Below are 19,042 nucleotides of genomic sequence, written 5' to 3' on the forward strand. Positions count from 1 at the left end.
ATGAATAATGAACTTATTATAAAAGGTAAAAAAGCAAAAGAAGCTTCTTACACACTTTCATTTGCATCTACTAATGAAAAAAATAATGGATTATTAAAAATAAGTGAATCCTTAATAAAAAGATGTGATGAGATATTAGAAGAAAATAAAAAAGATCTTGAAAAGGCAATTGAAAAGGGAACATCTAATGCAATGCTTGATAGATTAAAATTAGATGAGGAAAGAGTAAAATCTATAGCAAATGCTGTAGCAGATGTTGTTAAATTAGATGATCCAATAGGAGAAGTTACATCTATGTTTAAGAGACCTAATGGCCTTAGAATAGGTGTACAAAGAGTACCATTAGGAGTAGTTGGAATAATATATGAAGCAAGACCTAATGTAACTGCTGATGCTGCTGCCTTATGTTTAAAAACAGGAAACGCTGTTATTTTAAGAGGAGGAAGTGAGGCTATAAATTCTAACTTAAAAATAGTTGAGATTATTAGTGATGCCTTAAAGGAAGCAGGTCTTCCAGAGGGATCAGTTCAAATATTAGAGGATACTTCAAGAGAAACTGCTACAGATTTCATGAGATTAAATGATTATTTAGATGTTTTAATTCCAAGAGGTGGAGCAGGACTTATAAAGGCCGTAGTAAATAATGCTACAGTACCTGTAATAGAGACTGGAGTTGGAAATTGTCATATATACATAGATGATGAAGCTGATATAAATATGGGCGTAGATATAATAGTAAATGCTAAAACATCAAGACCTGCTGTATGTAATGCTGCTGAAAAACTATTAGTTAATGAGAAAATAGCGGAAGAATTTTTACCAGTAGCAATAAAGGCTTTAAAAGAAAAAGGCGTTGAAATAAGAGGTTGTGAAAAAACTAAGGCAATTGTGAATGATATAAACTTAGCAACTGAAGAGGATTGGGGAAAAGAATATTTAGACTATATCCTTGGAGTTAAGGTTGTTAAAGATTTAGATGAGGCTATCTCTCATATAAATAAATATGGAACAAAACATTCAGAATCAATAGTTACTAAAAATTATTTTAATTCAGAGAAATTCCTTCAAAGAGTTGATGCAGCTGCTGTATATGTAAATGCTTCAACAAGATTTACTGATGGTGGAGAATTTGGATTTGGTGCTGAAATTGGAATAAGTACACAAAAGTTACATGCTAGAGGACCAATGGGACTTAAGGAATTAACAACAAATAAGTATATAATTTATGGAAATGGTCAAATTAGATAAATTATATAATCTTATAAAATTAAATTTCATATATTAAAGAAATATTTTAGGTGTTTAAGGGTAAAGAGATTTTAATTTATGAAAAAGGAAGTATGGGAAAATGAAAGAAATAATCATGGATTTAATAATTCATAGTGGAGAAGCTAGAAGTTATGCCATGGAAGCTATTCAGCTTGCTAAAGCAGGAGATGTAGACGGGGCTAGAAGCTTAATAGAAAAAGCATCAATACAATTAGGTAAAGCTCATAAATCACAAACAGCTTTGATTCAAGATGAGGCTAGTGACAATAAAATAGAAATATCCATGCTATTAATTCATGCACAGGATCAATTGATGACTACTATGACATTAAAAGATTTGGCAAATGAAATAATAGATTTATATGAAAAATTAAATCAAAAAAATTTTTAGTAATAAGTATTATAAATAAATTTTAATATTTTATTATTATGTAAAATCAAATAAAAAGAGATATTATAAATAAAAAGCACTTAAACTTTTGTTAAAGTGCTTTTTATTTTGGTTATTAAGAATTTTATGTTAATTCAATATTTTTTTAGGTTTAATATTCAATTTATTAGCAGTAAAAAGATATATTTTTTACTATTAAATTTAAATAATTTATAAAACTAAGAAGTTATTGTATAGAATTATAATTAGTAAGTAAAGATAAAATTGTATAACTAATAGTTTTATAAAAGAGAATTATGGAAGAGGTGCTTTATGAGATTAGGAAGGGATTTTTATAATAGAGATACATTAACTGTAGCTAAAGAACTTTTAGGAAAAGTTTTAGTTAGAAAGATTAATGGAGTTACTTTAAAAGGAAAGATTGTTGAGACGGAAGCTTATATAGGAGCTATAGATAAAGCTTCTCATGCTTACGGTGGCAAGAGAACTAATAGAACAGAAACTCTTTATGCAGATCCGGGAACTGTATATGTTTATATAATTTATGGAATGTATCACTGCTTAAATCTAATAAGTGAAGAAAAAGACGTGGCAGGAGGAGTACTTATAAGAGGAATTGAGCCTTTAGAGGGAATAGAAGAAATGAGTAAATTAAGATATAAGAAGAGTTATGAAGAGTTATCAAGCTACGAAAAGAAAAATTTTTCTAATGGTCCATCAAAATTATGCATGGCTTTAGGAATAGATAAGGGGGAGAATGGCATAAATACTATTAGTAGCGAAGAGATTTATGTTGAAGATGACTCCTTAATTAAAAAGGATTTTTCTATTGTTGAAGCAAAGAGAATAGGCATAGATTATGCTGAGGAAGCTAGGGATTTTTTATGGAGATTTTATATTAAGGATAATAAATTTGTCTCTAAAAAATAATAAATAGCATTTTCTTTAAATCTTAATATAATATCTACGCTACAATAGTTATTTTGTGGGGGAGTTTTATGGCTATAAAGGATGCTAACAAGCAATATATAAAGTTTGACACTGCTGTTCAAGTTCTTAAATATGAGGTTTTAAAAAGGATAGCAGAGAAAGAATTTGATGGCACTTTAGACAAAGAAAAGCTTAATATAGCAAAAGAAATTGTAGATGATTTAAAACCTAATGTAAGATGTTGCATATATAAGGAAAGGGCTATAGTTGAAGAAAGAATGAAACTAGCTTTAGGTGGACATGAAAATAGAGAAAACATGATAGAAGTAATAGATATAGCCTGTGATGAATGTCCTGTTAACAGATTTATAGTTACTGATGCATGTAGAGGATGCCTAGCTAAGAAATGTAGAGATAGTTGTAATTTTGGAGCTATAAGTTTTGATAATAGAAAATGCAAAATTGATTATGAAAAGTGTAAGGAATGTGGAAAATGTAAAGAGGTTTGTCCTTATAATGCGATAGCTGAGGTGAAGAGACCTTGTATGAGAGCCTGTATTCCAAAAGCATTATCTTATGATGTTGATAGTAAAAAAGCTGTCATAGATGATTCAAAATGTATTCAATGTGGAGCCTGTGTAGTTGATTGTCCTTTTGGAGCTATAATGGACAAATCTTATTTAGTAGATGTTATAAGATTACTTAAAGATGAGAAGAAAGTTTATGCCATTGTGGCACCAGCTATATCATCTCAATTTAATCATAGTAAGATTGGTAAAGTGATTACTGCTATAAAAAAATTAGGATTTGAAGATGTGTTTGAAGCAGCTTTAGGAGCAGATTTGGTGGCTGTTCATGAATGTAATGAATTTAAAGAAAAAGGTGAATTAGACTTCATGACAACAAGTTGTTGCCCTGCCTTTGTTTCTTATATAGAAAAAAATTATCCAGAGCTTAAGGAGTGTATATCTAATACTGTATCTCCTATGGTAGCTATGGCAAGGTTAATAAAATCTCAAAATAAAGATGTTAAAACTGTATTCATAGGACCTTGTATTGCAAAGAAAACAGAAGCTAAGAGAAATGAGGTTAGTGGAGATGTTGATTACGTATTAACCTTTGAGGAGCTTTTAGCTTTACTTGACTCTAGGAATATTAAAATCGACGAATGTGAAGAAAGTGATACTAAGCATGGTTCATTTTATGGAAGACTTTTTGCTAGAAGTGGAGGAGTTACTGAATCAGTGAAACATCTTATAGATAGCGAAGGAATAAAAGTAGATTTTAGACCTATAATTGGAGATGGAATTAAGGATTGTGATATAAAACTTAGATTAGCAAAATTAAAAAGAGCACAGGGAAACTTTTTAGAAGGAATGGCTTGCAAAGGTGGATGTATAAATGGGCCAGGCTCTTTAAATCATGATATTAAGAATAGCAAAGAAGTTGATAAATATGGTGAATTATCCTCTTCTGAGAAGATAAAAGATACTTTAGCTGATATTAAATTTGAGGATTTAAATTTATCTAAAAATGAGTAATATAAAAAAATTCTAATTTAAAATATAAAAGTTTAAAAATAGAATATGGAAGTTTAGTTATATAAAATTAGTATCATACTAAAAATAAAATTAAGCCTTTAACTAATTAACTTTAAAAATGTTATTATAGGGGGCGTAAGAACATTTAAATGATTAAAGTTAATTAGTAAAGGCTTTTAGTTTAGAAAAATAAAAAATTAAATAGATTTTAGTAGATTAAGGGATAAAAGTTTGAAATAAATAATATTTTATTATTTAGTAACAAATAAAGGAATCAATTCTTCTTAAATCAACTCCAAAGTAAACCCATCTAAAGCCAGCCCAACGCCATCCAGAAACTGATCTTCTATCAACTCTAGTTAAGTAAGCCCAATAGCTTCTTCCATTAGTTTGCCAAATATAAGTGAATCTATATAGACAAAATCTTATAGAGCCAGAACTAACATTTTTTGCATTTGGATTTCCACTTCCTTGACCAAAATTTTGAACACCTGCATCTTTTTTTGATGGTATATAAGATGGAGGTGGTCCCATTGGTGAAGGGGATTGAGGACTTTGCCAATTAGTTGGTATAGGAAGCATATTTGACATATATCCAACAGGTGCGCTATGCATTAAGTCATTTCCCATATCCTTTATTGCATAAGGTAGGTCTTGTATAACAGCAGGTACATTTGCAATATTATCAGGAATATTTTTAATAACTGGTGGTATTACTGAGAATTTAGAATCATTGTCAGAATTTCTATAATTCATAGGATAGTCATCATTAAATGTATCTTCATTACCAGTGTAGTATCTTTCAAAGGAGTTTTCTGTATCCTCAGGTAAGACTTCAAACTCACCTACTTCATCTACTTCTTCATCTTCGTTGAAAAATCTAACAAAATCATTTGGATAAATTATTTCCATAAGTATCTCCTATAAAATTTTTATTTAGTATTAAACTATGCTTTTTATTATCTAAAGGTGAATTTTATAAAGGCTTTAATAAAATTTAATAATCATAAAAATTGTAGAGAATTGACGAAATAATTATAGAATTTCAATGAATTCCATTGACAAAATGCTCTATATGTATAATAATTATAATTGCTTCAATAGGACAATGAAGTAGGTATAGGTTTGAAATTAAGTTAAGGTGCTAGGTGTTTTACATCTAGCACCTTAACTTTTTGTGGGAAAAATAAATTTTACTGTTAAAACCTGTTAAATTTATAAAATGGACTTGACTATATAAATTTAATAAACTAAAATTGATAATAAGAATTTATCAATAAGATAAAAATACACTTTAAATTGGTCCCGTGAGGCCAGAAAGAGGTATAATTATGTTAAATAGAATTTTTTGTTGTACAAAAAAACAGATGAAATTAAAAAATGAAATAGCTTTGTATTTTAATACAATTCCATATAAAAGAGAAAAAGAGGTATTAGAGTGATTGATTTTTTACGCAATCGCTCTAGTACCTCTTTCTTTTAATTAAATAACATTTAGAATGATGGCAATGGAATTAAGACCTTTTAAAGTGTGTTTTTTAAATATGATTTTAAATAGGAGGTCTAGAAATGAAAGCAAAGCTTATATTAGAAAATGGCGTAGTATTTGAAGGTAAAGCCTTTGGATATTTAAAGGAGTGTGTTGGAGAGGTAGTTTTCAACACAGGAATGACAGGGTATCAAGAGGTTTTAACTGACCCTTCTTATTATGGACAAATAGTAACTATGACTTATCCCTTAATAGGTAACTATGGAATTAACTTAGAGGATTTAGAATCTAAGGAGCCTAAAGTAAGAGGATTCATAGTGAGAGAAAAATGTCAGTATCCAAATAATTTTAGATGTGAATTAGAGCTTGAAACTTACTTAGCTCAAAATAAGGTTTTAGGATTAGATGGTATAGACACAAGAGCCTTAACAAAAATCTTAAGAAATAATGGGACAATGAAGGGAATTATAGTTTTAGATAATTCAGACTTAGAAGATGTTAAAGATAAGTTAGAAGCTTTCTCAAATAGAGATGCTGTTTCAATAGTTTCAACTAATGAAAAATATGAAATCTCAGGGGAAGGAAAGAAAGTAGCTATAATCGACTTTGGAATAAAGCAAAACATTATTAGAAACTTTGTAAAAAGAGGATGTAATGTTACAGTATTCCCTTATGACTTTAAGGCAGAAGAAGTTTTAGAAATAAATCCAGACTTAGTATTTTTATCAAATGGACCTGGAGACCCAGAGGATATGGGAGAAGCAGTAAATGAGATAAAGAAAATAGTTGGGAAGAAACCAATAGTAGGAATTTGTTTAGGACATCAATTATTAGCTTTAACCTTAGGTGGAGAAACTAAGAAGCTTAAGTTTGGTCATAGAGGATGTAACCATCCAGTTAAAGATTTAATAAATAACAGAGTTCATATAACATCACAAAATCATGGATACTATGTTGCTACTTTACCAGAAAATATGGAAATAACTCATGTAAGTATGAATGATGGAACAGTTGAGGGAATGAAACATAAAGAATTACCAATATTTTCAGTTCAATTTCACCCAGAAGCATGTCCAGGACCAAAGGATAGCGAATACATTTTTGATGAGTTTATGAAGTATGCACTATAAGGAGGAAGTAATATGCCATTAAATAAAGATATAAAAAAAGTTTTAGTAATAGGTTCAGGTCCAATAATAATAGGACAAGCAGCGGAGTTTGATTACTCAGGTACTCAAGCTTGCCAAGCTCTTAAAGAAGAAGGGATTGAAGTTGTACTTGTAAACTCAAACCCAGCTACAATAATGACTGATAAGGAAATAGCAGATAAGGTTTATCTTGAGCCTTTAACAGTTGAATTCGTAGAAAAAGTAATAGAGAAAGAAAGACCAGATTCCCTTTTAGCAGGAATGGGTGGACAAACAGGATTAAACCTTGCTGTTGAGCTTTATGAAAAGGGAATTTTAGATAAATATAATGTAAAAGTAATAGGTACTTCCATAGAATCTATTAAAGAAGGGGAAGATAGAGAACTATTCAGAGATATGATGAATAGAATTAATCAACCTGTTATTCAAAGTGAAATAATAACTGATTTAGACGCTGGTATTGCCTTTGCTAGAAAGATTGGATATCCAGTAATAGTTAGACCAGCATATACTCTTGGAGGAACTGGTGGAGGAATAGCTAATAATGAAGAAGAATTAATAGAAACATTAACATCAGGATTACAATTAAGTACAATTGGACAGGTTCTTTTAGAGAAGAGTGTTAAAGGATGGAAAGAAATTGAGTACGAAGTAATGAGAGACTCTTTTGGTAATTGTATCACAGTTTGTAACATGGAAAACATTGACCCTGTAGGAATACACACTGGGGATTCAATAGTTGTAGCTCCTAGCCAAACATTATCAGATAAAGAGTATCAAATGCTTAGAAGTGCATCAATAGATATAATAAATGCTGTAGGAATTGAAGGAGGATGTAATGTTCAGTTTGCTTTAAATCCACATTCCTTTGAATATGCAGTAATAGAAATCAATCCAAGGGTTTCAAGATCTTCAGCTTTAGCTTCAAAGGCAACTGGTTATCCAATAGCAAAGGTTGCAGCTAAAATAGCTTTAGGATATGGATTAGATGAAATAAAAAATGCAGTAACAGGAATGACATATGCTTGCTTTGAGCCTTCATTAGACTATGTAGTTGTAAAAATTCCTAAATGGCCTTTTGATAAATTCCAAGGAGCTGATAGAGCTTTAGGAACTAAAATGATGGCTACTGGAGAAATAATGGCCATAGGAAGTAATTTTGAGGCAGCATTTTTAAAGGGTATAAGATCATTAGAAATAGGTAAGTATTCATTAGAGCATAAAAAATTTAAAGATCTTTCAATGTATGAGTTAAGAGAAAGGGTAGTTTCTCCAGATGATGAGAGAATATTTGCTTTAGCTGAAATGCTAAGAAGAGGATACAGAATAGATATGGTTTCAAAAATAACTGGAATAGATATATTCTTCTTAGAAAAATTCAGATGGTTAGTTGAAGAAGAACAAAAGCTTAAGCAAAGCACAATAGATGATTTAAATAGAGAGTGGTTATTAAAATTAAAGAGAAGAGGTTTCTCAGATAAGGCAATAGCTGATATGCTAAAGGTTTCACCAGATGAAATCTACAGATTAAGAGATATATGGCATATAAAGCCTGCTTATAAAATGGTTGATACTTGTGGTGGAGAATTTGAAGCTTTATCACCATACTATTACTCAACATATGAACAATATGACGAAGTAGTTGTTTCTGATAATAAGAAAGTTGTAGTTATAGGATCAGGTCCTATAAGAATAGGTCAAGGGATAGAGTTTGACTATGCTTCAGTTCACTGTGTAATGGCACTTAGAAAGCAAGGAATTGAAACAATAGTTATAAACAATAACCCAGAGACAGTAAGTACAGACTTCAGTATTTCAGATAAGCTTTATTTTGAACCATTAACTGAAGAGGATGTTTTAAACATCATAGATAAAGAAAATCCAGATGGAGTTATACTTCAATTTGGTGGTCAGACAGCTATTAAACTTGCTAAGTTCTTAAAAGAGAAGAATATTCCTACATTAGGAACTACTTCAGATCAAATAGACCTAGCTGAGGATAGAGAACAATTTGATGATTTATTAGAAAGACTTAATATAGCTAGACCGAAGGGAAAAGGAGTTTGGAGCTTAGAAGAAGGCTTAGAGGAAGCAAGAAGATTAGGATTCCCAATCTTAGTTAGACCTTCCTTCGTTTTAGGTGGTCAAGGTATGGAAATAACTCATGATGAAGAAGAGTTAACATACTATTTGACAAATGCTTTTGAGAAAGATTCCAAGAATCCAATACTTATAGACAAATACTTAATGGGTAGAGAAATAGAAGTTGATGCCATATCTGATGGTGAAGATGTTCTAGTTCCAGGAATTATGGAGCATTTAGAAAGAGCAGGAGTTCACTCAGGAGATAGTATTACTATGTACCCAGCTCAAAATATTTCAGATAAGATAAAGGAAGATGTTCTAGATTACACTAAGAAATTAGCTTTAAGCATAGGAATAAAGGGAATGATAAATATTCAGTTTATTGAGTTTGAAGGAAAGCTTTATGTAATAGAGGTTAATCCAAGAGCTTCAAGAACAGTGCCTTATATATCAAAGGTAAGTGGAGTTCCAATAGTAGATATAGCTACGAGAATAATGCTTGGAGAAAGATTAAAAGATTTAGGATATGGAACAGGAGTTTATAAGGAGCCAGATTTAGTATCAGTTAAGGTTCCAGTATTCTCAACTCAAAAACTTCCTAATGTTGAAGTAAGTTTAGGACCAGAAATGAGATCCACAGGAGAAGTTTTAGGAGTAGGAAGAAATGTTTTTGAAGCGTTATACAAAGGCTTTGTTGGGGCTTCTATGTACACTGGAGATAAGGGTAAAACTATCTTAGCTACTATTAAGAAACATGATAAAAAAGAATTTATGGAACTTGCTAAGGATTTAGATAAATTAGGATATAATTTCATAGCAACAACAGGAACAGCTAAGGAATTAAGAGAGGCTGGAATAGATGCTAAGGAAGTTAGAAGAATAGGAGAAGAATCTCCAAACATCATGGATTTAATAAAGAATAAAGAAATAGATTTAGTGGTAAATACTCCAACTAAAGCTAACGATTCTAAGAGAGATGGATTCCATATAAGAAGAGCGGCAATAGAAAGAAATATAGGAGTTATGACTTCATTAGATACTCTTAAAGCTCTAGTAGAATTACAAAAAGAAGGAGCACATAATAGAGAGTTAGAAGTATTTAACTTAATATAAAGTATTAATAATATAAAATAAGTTCTATTTAGTTTTGGTTAACTGAAGCTAAATAGGACTTTTATTTTTTTATACCTAAAGATTTAAAGTGAAAATTATATTTTTCATATAATAAACCTACTTTTTAGTTATGTGTTGTTTAAAATTTACCTTTTAGTTAGGGCTCAGTTAGTTTTTAAATTATGTTAAGAAAAAATAATTTCTTTGTGGATAAATTTTAATAAAAGTTATTGATTTATTCTAACTGAGCCCTTTGACGCTAAAAATTTCATAATTACCTTTTTAAAATAAGAAAATCTTATTAAAATCCAATATAAATTTAAATGGTAATATAATTGTAGTATTTTTGTGGATAAAGTGTATTAAAATTTGTTTTGAAAGAAAAATACTGTGAAGAAATATAAATTATTTATTTTGTGGATAAAAAATATTTTGAATTGCTGTGGATAATTTTTAAAAAATAATTCTGTGGATAAATTTTTGATTTTAGACATGTGATTAAATTAAAGTATAATAATATAAGAGGCTTGTTTTAAAAAGCACTTAGTTATTATACTATAAAAATATTAATATTCAATATAAAATTTATAAATTATTGGGGGTGATTTTTATGGAAACAGCTAAGAGGGTATTAAAGAATTTTTTTATAAAAAGTATTTTGCTTATAATTTCAGTACTTTTAGCAATGGCATTTTATAAGTTAATAGTAAAGGAATGCATAGATGTTTTTATAAAAATAGATTTGAGTGGTAAAAAAGGTTTTGTAATATATAACTTTTTTAAGTTAACAAGTGTAATGCTTATATATCAAGTTTTCTTAACAACAACTAGAATGAAAACTTCAAAACTATTTAAATTATTCTTATTTGGCTTATATGTAGGAACAATGTTTATACTATTATTTGCTAGACCTAAAATGGCCAGAGGATTCCAGTTAGATCCCTTTGCAGTTTTACATGGTCTACGAGGGGATAGAACAGGGCAGTTATATTTAATAGGTAATATAATATTCTTTATGCCTATAGGATATGTGCTAAGAAAATATAACTTTGTATTAGCCTTTATATTATCTGCCTCTATAGAGTTTAATATAGAACTTGCTCAATATGTATTTAAAAGAGGATTCTTTGATTTAGGGGATGTATTTATAAATTTAGTTGGTATATTTATTGCTTATTTTATTTGTAAAATAGCTTACTTTATTAAAGATAGACTTTATAAAAGAGATCATGAGATAGAAGAGGTTGCATAGATAAGAATTACTATAAGTAAAAAAATAGAGAAATATACATATAAATAAAGAATTTTATAGAAAAAAGGATGTAATATGAATGATTACATCCCTTTTTTTTCTTGACAAGCGAACATATGTTTTATAAAATTAAAAAAGATGAGGGAACATAAGTTCTTATTTTTTTTAGACAGCTTAGGAATATATAGGACATTAACATAATATAATAGCATATAACAAATTTTAGGGGGTTAATTTATATGACTAAGAGCAGCGGTATGTTTGTAAAAATAAATTATAAAATTAATGGAGATAACAGATTCCAAGGTGAGCATAAAGCCAAAATGTATAAAGATACAGCTGTAAGCAAGTATGTATTATGTGGTGGGTCATATTTCAGAAATAGAGGAACTATAATATTCCATGCTAATAATTTTAAAGAAGCAGAAGAAATTATAAATAATAATCCATTTGTTTTTTATGAGGATTATTCCTTTGAAATATTAAGCAAGAATTCAATAAGTTTAGGAAATACATATCATTAATATAAGAATATAAAATGACCTTTGAAATTAACAAAGGTCATTTCTTTAAAGTATGAGAAATCAATTTAAAGTATTGATTTCTTTTTTTATTATATATCTAATAAATTTTTCTTGTAAGTTGAGTAAAGGTCATTTAATTCACTCATATTTTTATCAAGTTTTATTTGTAAATCAGAAGCTTTTTCAAAATCAGATTCATTTATAGCATTCTTTATTTGAGTAAATAAGCTTCTTCTGTGATAAGAATCTTTCATTGTTATATGTCTTAATTCATTTATTGTCATCCAAGTTGATACGTCAAGATCTAAGGCTTTATCACAACAATGAAGTTGTTTAGCGGCTCTTATATCTTTTGTGTAAGAAGGAATTATTCTTGAAGTTATTTCTGTAGTCCATCTCTTAGTAGTAGCCATTTTGAAACTATTTATAAGCTTGTCTGTAAATACTGAATTTACTTTTAATACCTCTACCTTTTCAGGGTATTTATCAAAAGCACTTAAGTTTTCAAAAACAGTAGCAGGAGCTACACCAAAGTATTCATTTCTTTGTGAATCTGTGAAATCTTCAAACACATCTTCTTCACTTCTATATGCTCTAGATTTTTCTAGGTAATCTGCTTCTTCACCTGGTTTTTTAGATAATTCAGCTAAAAGATCATCCTCTGTTTTATTATTTTCTAAAGCATACTTAATACCATCTAACATAGCCATATAGCTTGATGCTATACAAAGATAAGTATTTGTAAATGGATTTGGTGATCTAAGCTCAAATCTAGTTGCTAAAGGATTATGAGGATCTCTTATTAAGCCTGCTAATATAGTTCTATTTCTAGATGGAACTTCAGGGCTTTGACCTAGAGATGTAACTATACAAACAGGAGCTTCAAATCCTGGTTTTAATCTTTTTAATGAGTCTGTTGTAGCTGAGATAAATGGGTTCATTACCTCGTAGTTCTTTAATATACCCATTATAGAACCATATCCTATTTTACTTAAGAAATGATTTTTAGTTGGATTAAATAGGTTTATAATTCTTCCATCTTTTAATTTTAAGCTTAAGCTTAAATGAGTGTGTTCTCCACTACCAGCAACTCCTGATATTGGTTTAGCAAGGAATGTTACTTCTAATCCGTTTCTTCTAAAGGTTTCTTTAACTAATGTTCTTATAAATAATTCATTATCTGCAGCTTGCATAGCATCTGAGAATTTCCAGTCTATTTCTAATTGTTCCATTATGTGATCAAATTGACCTGAAGAAGTAAGCTTAGCTTTAACTCCACCAACTTCTTTGTGTCCCATTTCAGGTTCAAATCCATACTCATCCATATATAATAAACTTTGTTCTAAGGCTGTTCTAACATTACCCTTAGTTCTTGTCCAATATTGTTCTTGTAAAACTTCAGAAGTTGAAAGTTCTTCAATTAAAGCTTTATCATTTGGTGTTTTTACCCAAAATTCTAATTCTGTTGCAGATGTTAATAAAAGGTCATCTATATCATCGAATTTTATATTTAAATCATTTAGTGTTTCAGGATATTTTTTTAATAATGAGAATATGTTTGATTTGAATGTGCCAATTGAATTTTTTAAGATATGTCTAGAGTCAACTGCTTTATCTTCGTGGATTAGGAAACAAGGAATTCTAAGTGTTCCTACTGGTCTATTAGTTAAAGGGTCTATGAAGTCGTAATTGTAATCTACAAACCACTTACAATCTAAATCGGCGATCATATCCACTTTTGCGTTATTTAAAGTTGCTATTCCTGGAAGGACAACTGAAGAACCGTCTGTTTGTACGGCAGTTCCATGAAGGAAAGAATCCATATCTTTTAAGAATAACTTGGAAGGAATTTTTTCGTCAGTATCATTACCTGCTAAGTCAACCCCAACTAAAGATACAAATTTTATTTCAGGGTGGTCCTCAAAAATAGAAATTAAACTTTCTTTATTATGATATTTCTTAGGAATTGTAAATAATAAATCTTTATTCATAATTATTTAGAAGTAATACAATTATAATAAATTAACATAATTGCAATAATCTCCTGTTCACATCCTTTCATTTTTATGACTAATAGTTATTTTATTTGTTTGTAAACGTACAATAATATGATTTTTATGCAAAAATATTCGTCATGTAAATATTCTTAAAAAGATTTTATTACAATAGAATATTACTGTCAATATATTTTATATTTTAGTATAAGTGTAAAATATGAATTTTAATAGATTTATTTAATAGAAAGTTATAAAATTATCTTAAGATTAAATAAAGTACTTAGAAGTGAGGGATAGCGATGCAAGATGATTTAAAGAATGCACCTATAGGTTTTTTTGATTCTGGCTTAGGAGGCTTAAGCGTTTTAAGAAAAGCCTTAGAAATGATGCCAAATGAAAATTATATATATTATGGGGATTCTAAGCATGCACCTTATGGAGAGAAGACTCCACAAGAGATAAGGTCACTTTCATTTAATGCTATTGAATTTTTAATAAAAAAGGGAGCTAAGGCAATTGTAATAGCATGTAATACTGCAACTTCAGCAGCAGCTCATGATCTTAGAGAGTATTATAAAGATATACCTATAATAGGCATAGAACCTGCTTTAAAGCCTGCTATAAAGTTACATGAAACTGGATCAGTAATAGTAATGGCAACAAAGGCAACTTTAAATCAAGAGAAATTCAAAAATCTTATGGATAAATATGGGGAGCATAGAGAAGTAATACCTCTTCCTTGTCCAGGGTTAGTTGAATTTATAGAGGCAGGAGATTTAGAGGGAGAAGATGTAAAAAACTTCTTGAGAGAAAAATTAAATCCTTATATGGATAGAGAAATTTCAAGTATAGTTTTAGGATGCACTCATTATCCTTTTGTAAAAGATGTAATACAAGATATTGTTGGAGAAAAAGTAGACATAATAGATGGAAGTTCAGGCACGGTAAGAGAGTTAAAAAGACGATTAGAAGAAAATAATATGGAATCAGAATCAAAGAAAAAAGGTAATTTAGATATATTTAATTCCTTAGAAGATAAGAAAATATTAGAGTTAAGTAAAAAGCTTATAGAAATTAAATAACCAATTAATGGTCTACAGTAATACGAAATAACATATAACTTTATTTGTTATAATTTAGTATATATTATTTTAGTATTTCTGTAGATTTTTTATTTTAAGAAATTTTTTTACAAAAAAAGTTTGTTAAATTGTTGACAAATTAATGAGGGGTTGATATTATAATAAATGTAAAGAGAATTTTCAGAAAATTTGAACAAAGATTAATGGGAGTTACTTAAAGAGGGAGGATTTCACAATGAAAATAAATGTAAGAGAATTTTTAGGAGATAAGATACACGTTGAGGATGCTATAATCTTAAGAGATTATATTGAAGATAATTTAAATGAAAATGTAGAATTAGATTTTGGTGGTATAGGTAGAGTTTCAACAACTTTCTTAACTTGTTTATTTACTGATATGATAAATAAAGAGGGAAGAGAGAATATTATTTCAAAAATCAATGTTAAGAATTTATCAAACTATACTGATTATTCAAGAGTTGTAGCTGGAACTACTTTTGCTTAAAAATGAAAATATGAATTATATAAAAGCTATAAAATATTATATTAAGTTGAACTCTAAGTGGGCAACATAATAGAATCTATGTTATTAGGATTCTTTATGTTGTCTTATTTTTATTTTTAAATATTTTCCCAATATTCCATTGTTAAGAGAAATAATATATAATTTTATACAAAGAAGGATTAACATTTTAGTTTAAGTAAATAATACTAAATAGTTAAATTTGAAAGGAGAATTACTAATATGAATCCAATAGTTACAATAGAAATGGCAACTGGAGAAAAAATCAAAATAGAATTATATCCAGAATTTGCTCCAAACACAGTTAGAAACTTCGTTAGTTTAGTTAAAAAAGGTTTTTATGATGGATTAACATTCCACAGAATTATACCAGGATTTATGATACAAGGAGGATGCCCAGAAGGTACAGGAATGGGTAACCCAGGATATAGAATAAAAGGTGAATTTACAAGAAACCAATTCCCAAATAACTTAAAGCACTCAAGAGGAGTTATATCAATGGCTAGAGCTATGAATTTTGATTCAGCAGGAAGTCAATTCTTCATAATGCACGAAAATTCACCACATTTAGATGGTCAATATGCTTCATTTGGTAAGGTTATAGAAGGTATGGACGTTGTTGATAAAATAGCAAATGTAAAAACTGATTACAATGATATGCCAGATGAGCCACAAGTTATGGCAAAAGTAACTGTAGAAAATGCAGAGGGTATAGAAGAACCAGAAATACTTTAATTTATGAATGTATGGGAGGAAGATTAGCATGAGTATGCTTAATAATAGCAAAGCTATTCTAACTTATGGTTTAAATGAAAAGGAAACAAAAGACTTTCAAGCAACAGGGCACAAGGTTATTAATATAAGTAATGAAATGGCTTCTATGAAAGTTAAAGATATATTAGAAGGCTTAAAATTTGAAGTTGTTTCAAAGAAAAACTTTGATGAAAAAGTTGTTATATTCAGTAATTTCCCTGATGAAGAATTACAAATGATGGTTTCAATAGCAAAAGTTATTACAGAAAATCCTATAATGGCTGTAGTTACAGAAACCTCTAAAGAATGGCAATTTAACTACCTTGTTGAACATTTGATTGAAGAAAGAGAATGGTATAGAAGTATGCAAGGAGGAAAAGCTTAAAATGAGTAGAGTTGGGGAAAGAATAAAAGAGGCTAGACAAAAAAGTGGAATGACACAAAAAGCTTTAGCTAAAAAGCTAGGTGTAGCTGAGAAGTTTGTAAATGAAGTTGAAACAGGAAGAAAAATTATAAATGAATCACTTATATCAAAGGTATCAAAGGTTTTAAATACTGATTTAAATGATATAAATATGGTTGTTACTGATGAGGAACTTCAAAAAGAACTTAAAGCTGAAAAGCAAGTAAGACAAACAAAACCAGCAGAGGTTAATGAAGTTTGGAATCAAGCCTTTGGATCAGTTTTAAAAAATGTTCCAATATATGATTATTCATTAGCTCAGGTTAAGGGATATAAACAACTTGCCACTGCTTCAAATAAAATAGATGGTCATACAGCAAACAAAGTTTTTTATTTAAAAATAGAAAATAATGATATGACTGGCTATAGAATTCAAGAGAATGATTTAGCTTTATGCTATTCAATAAAAGAGATAGAAAATAATTCTATTTGTTTAGTTGAATTCAATGGAAAAAGAGTTATTAGACAAATTAAAAAGCTAGATAACGTTAAGGCTTTACTAATAAGCAATAATGGTAGCATGAGAACAGAGACAGCTAACATAAAAGAAATTAAGGCAATTGCTAAGCTTTATAGAATAGAATTTGATTTATAAATTTAAATACAAAAAGGACAGTTCTAGATTAGAACTGTCCTTTTTATATTTAAATACTTTTTATGTTGGTTATCAAAAAGAAGAAATTCTGAATAAAATAGCTATAAGAAAATAAAGTAAGTAAGAAGGAAGTGGATTTAGTGGAGTCAATTGAGAAAAAAAACTTCTATAATGATGAAAATTATATAAGCTTTGTTGTTGCTTATGATGGAAATATTAAAAAAGAAATTGATGATATAAATGATGCTAGTATCTTTTTTATTGATGATAATTTTGCAATCTTATCTATAAAATTACAAAACTATATGGAAACTATAAGAAGTATAAAAAGTATAATTTATATAGAGTTAAACGGAATATATACCCTAGGTGAAAGTCCTGTAGAAGATTCAAAGGCTCCAATATTTCATATAAATCCCTCTTTAAATCTTAGAGGAAGTGGAGTTGTTGTTGCCATAGTTGATACTGGAATAGATTATTTAAATAATGAATTCATGAGAGAAGATGAAACTACTAGAATTTTAAGGATTTGGGATCAAACAATAGATAGTGGTAAGACTCCTGATGGATTTATTAGTGGAAGCGAGTATACAGAAGAAGATATAAATAAAGCTATACAAGCTCAAAAACAAGGGCAGAATCCATATGATATTGTTCCTTCAAAAGATGATTATGGACATGGGACTAAGATGGCAGGGATAGTTGGAGCTAGAGGGATTAATAGAGAAATAGTAGGAGTAGCACCAGATTGTGAGTTTATAATCATAAAATTACAGGAAGCATCTAAAGAGTATATAGATTTTTATTATGCTAAAGGAGATAAGGCTAAATATAGAAATACAGATATAATAATGGCTCTTAAATATTTATATGAATTATCATTTACCTTAAATAAACCAATGATAATATACTTACCTTTAGGAAGCAACTTAGGAGATCATGCAGGTGCAAGCATATTAGAACGATATGTTGATACTAAAATCTCCGGGAGAAACTCCTTATTTGTAGTTACTTCCACAGGGAATCAAGGAAATACAGATACACATACTTCAGGGGAGATAAAGAGTAATGGTGATAGTCAAATAATAGAACTTAATTGTGGGAAAGAGCAACAAGGGCTAGTTTTACAAATATATGCACAAAGACCTAGTAAAATAAAGTTAGGCATATTATCTCCTTCAGGGGAGATATTTGAAAATACTAATCCTAGGAAGACAAAGCATATATTGATAAATGACGCACCAACTTGGAAATTTATTTATGAAGGAACTACAGTGCAAGTTACTTATGACTCCCCAGATGAATTTACTGGAGATGATAAGTTTGTAATAAAGATGGAGGGAATCACAGAGGGGGTTTGGAGGTTTATATTAACTGGTAACAATATAGTTGATGGTAAATATTATGCTTGGATTCTTCAAAGAGAATTATTAGCTGAGGATACAAGATTTTTGAATCCTTCTCCTTATACAACATTAACTATACCAGGAACTGCAAAGACTATTATTAATACTTCATACTACAATCAAAATAATGGGGCTATAGTATCAGAATCTGGAAGAGGATATACAATGAAAGATTATATACAGCCTATAATAACAGCTGGGGGCATAAATGCCATAACAACTAAACCTGGTGGAGGGACTATAACCATGTCTGGGGCAAGTGTTGCTGGGGCAATTTTAGCAGGGTGCTGTGCTTTAATAATCCAATGGGCCGTTGTAGATGGAAATGATCCTCAAATGTATGCAACTAAATTACAAGCTTATATTATTAGAGGAGCTAGGAAAAGAGAAGGAGATACTTATCCAAATAGACAGTGGGGATATGGAATTTTGGACATGCAAGAAATATTTAAGAGTTTAACGAATAAGTAAATAAGGAGTA

Annotated in this window: 16 protein-coding genes; 14 read left to right on the top strand and 2 right to left on the bottom strand. The window is 29.3% G+C overall.

Annotation, left to right across the window (positions count from 1 at the left end):
- The 4 genes from I6G60_RS02105 to I6G60_RS02120 all read left to right on the top strand — a co-directional run bounded on the left by I6G60_RS02105 (position 1) and on the right by I6G60_RS02120 (position 4,131).
- The gene (locus tag I6G60_RS02105; RefSeq protein ID WP_110035082.1) at positions 1-1,248 is read left to right on the top strand and encodes a glutamate-5-semialdehyde dehydrogenase; all 1,248 of its coding nucleotides are present in this window, start codon (positions 1-3) and stop codon (positions 1,246-1,248) included.
- 100 nt (positions 1,249-1,348) lie between these two features.
- The gene (locus I6G60_RS02110; protein WP_003450726.1) at positions 1,349-1,660 is read left to right on the top strand and encodes a PTS lactose/cellobiose transporter subunit IIA; all 312 of its coding nucleotides are present in this window, start codon (positions 1,349-1,351) and stop codon (positions 1,658-1,660) included.
- 312 nt (positions 1,661-1,972) lie between these two features.
- Positions 1,973-2,590, top strand: a complete 618-nt coding sequence (locus tag I6G60_RS02115; protein ID WP_003456892.1) for a DNA-3-methyladenine glycosylase — start codon at positions 1,973-1,975, stop codon at positions 2,588-2,590.
- A 68-nt stretch (positions 2,591-2,658) separates the two neighbouring features.
- Positions 2,659-4,131 (top strand): 4Fe-4S dicluster domain-containing protein, encoded by a 1,473-nt coding sequence (locus tag I6G60_RS02120; RefSeq protein WP_110071703.1) that lies wholly within the window; start codon positions 2,659-2,661, stop codon positions 4,129-4,131.
- Positions 4,132-4,386: 255 nt separating this feature from the next.
- On the opposite strand, the gene I6G60_RS02125 is transcribed toward I6G60_RS02120, so the two are convergent.
- Positions 4,387-5,043, bottom strand: a complete 657-nt coding sequence (locus I6G60_RS02125; RefSeq protein ID WP_003462951.1) for a hypothetical protein — start codon at positions 5,041-5,043, stop codon at positions 4,387-4,389.
- A 657-nt stretch (positions 5,044-5,700) separates the two neighbouring features.
- Here I6G60_RS02125 and I6G60_RS02130 point away from each other — a divergent pair.
- The 4 genes from I6G60_RS02130 (at position 5,701) to I6G60_RS02145 (ending at position 11,742) form a co-directional block, all read left to right on the top strand.
- Positions 5,701-6,750, top strand: a complete 1,050-nt coding sequence (locus tag I6G60_RS02130) for a carbamoyl phosphate synthase small subunit (protein WP_110035084.1) — start codon at positions 5,701-5,703, stop codon at positions 6,748-6,750.
- Between the two features lie 12 nt (positions 6,751-6,762).
- Complete coding sequence (gene carB / locus I6G60_RS02135) at positions 6,763-9,966, top strand: carbamoyl-phosphate synthase large subunit (RefSeq protein WP_110035085.1); 3,204 nt, start codon at positions 6,763-6,765, stop codon at positions 9,964-9,966.
- 610 nt (positions 9,967-10,576) lie between these two features.
- On the top strand, positions 10,577-11,218 hold the full coding sequence (locus tag I6G60_RS02140; RefSeq protein WP_003450676.1) for a VanZ family protein: 642 nt from the start codon (positions 10,577-10,579) through the stop codon (positions 11,216-11,218).
- A gap of 239 nt (positions 11,219-11,457) precedes the next feature.
- Positions 11,458-11,742: a hypothetical protein gene (locus I6G60_RS02145; protein ID WP_003456707.1), complete on the top strand. Its 285-nt coding sequence runs from the start codon at positions 11,458-11,460 to the stop codon at positions 11,740-11,742.
- 89 nt (positions 11,743-11,831) lie between these two features.
- On the opposite strand, the gene I6G60_RS02150 is transcribed toward I6G60_RS02145, so the two are convergent.
- Complete coding sequence (locus I6G60_RS02150; RefSeq protein ID WP_197925563.1) at positions 11,832-13,733, bottom strand: type I glutamate--ammonia ligase; 1,902 nt, start codon at positions 13,731-13,733, stop codon at positions 11,832-11,834.
- 305 nt (positions 13,734-14,038) lie between these two features.
- Between I6G60_RS02150 and murI the strand changes: the two genes are divergently transcribed.
- The 6 genes from murI (at position 14,039) to I6G60_RS02180 (ending at position 19,032) form a co-directional block, all read left to right on the top strand.
- Positions 14,039-14,821, top strand: a complete 783-nt coding sequence (gene murI, locus I6G60_RS02155) for a glutamate racemase (protein ID WP_003456846.1) — start codon at positions 14,039-14,041, stop codon at positions 14,819-14,821.
- 235 nt (positions 14,822-15,056) lie between these two features.
- On the top strand, positions 15,057-15,326 hold the full coding sequence (locus I6G60_RS02160) for an STAS-like domain-containing protein (protein ID WP_003450538.1): 270 nt from the start codon (positions 15,057-15,059) through the stop codon (positions 15,324-15,326).
- A gap of 240 nt (positions 15,327-15,566) precedes the next feature.
- The gene (locus I6G60_RS02165; protein WP_111744341.1) at positions 15,567-16,079 is read left to right on the top strand and encodes a peptidylprolyl isomerase; all 513 of its coding nucleotides are present in this window, start codon (positions 15,567-15,569) and stop codon (positions 16,077-16,079) included.
- Between the two features lie 28 nt (positions 16,080-16,107).
- Entirely contained in the window at positions 16,108-16,482 is a 375-nt protein-coding gene (locus tag I6G60_RS02170) for a DUF3783 domain-containing protein (RefSeq protein WP_003450690.1), read from the top strand.
- A gap of 1 nt (position 16,483) precedes the next feature.
- On the top strand, positions 16,484-17,155 hold the full coding sequence (locus I6G60_RS02175; RefSeq protein ID WP_011591169.1) for an XRE family transcriptional regulator: 672 nt from the start codon (positions 16,484-16,486) through the stop codon (positions 17,153-17,155).
- A 140-nt stretch (positions 17,156-17,295) separates the two neighbouring features.
- Complete coding sequence (locus I6G60_RS02180; RefSeq protein ID WP_011591168.1) at positions 17,296-19,032, top strand: S8 family peptidase; 1,737 nt, start codon at positions 17,296-17,298, stop codon at positions 19,030-19,032.
- Positions 19,033-19,042 lie beyond the last annotated feature (10 nt).

Source organism: Clostridium perfringens, from assembly GCF_016027375.1.
Lineage (GTDB): Bacteria > Bacillota > Clostridia > Clostridiales > Clostridiaceae > Sarcina > Sarcina perfringens.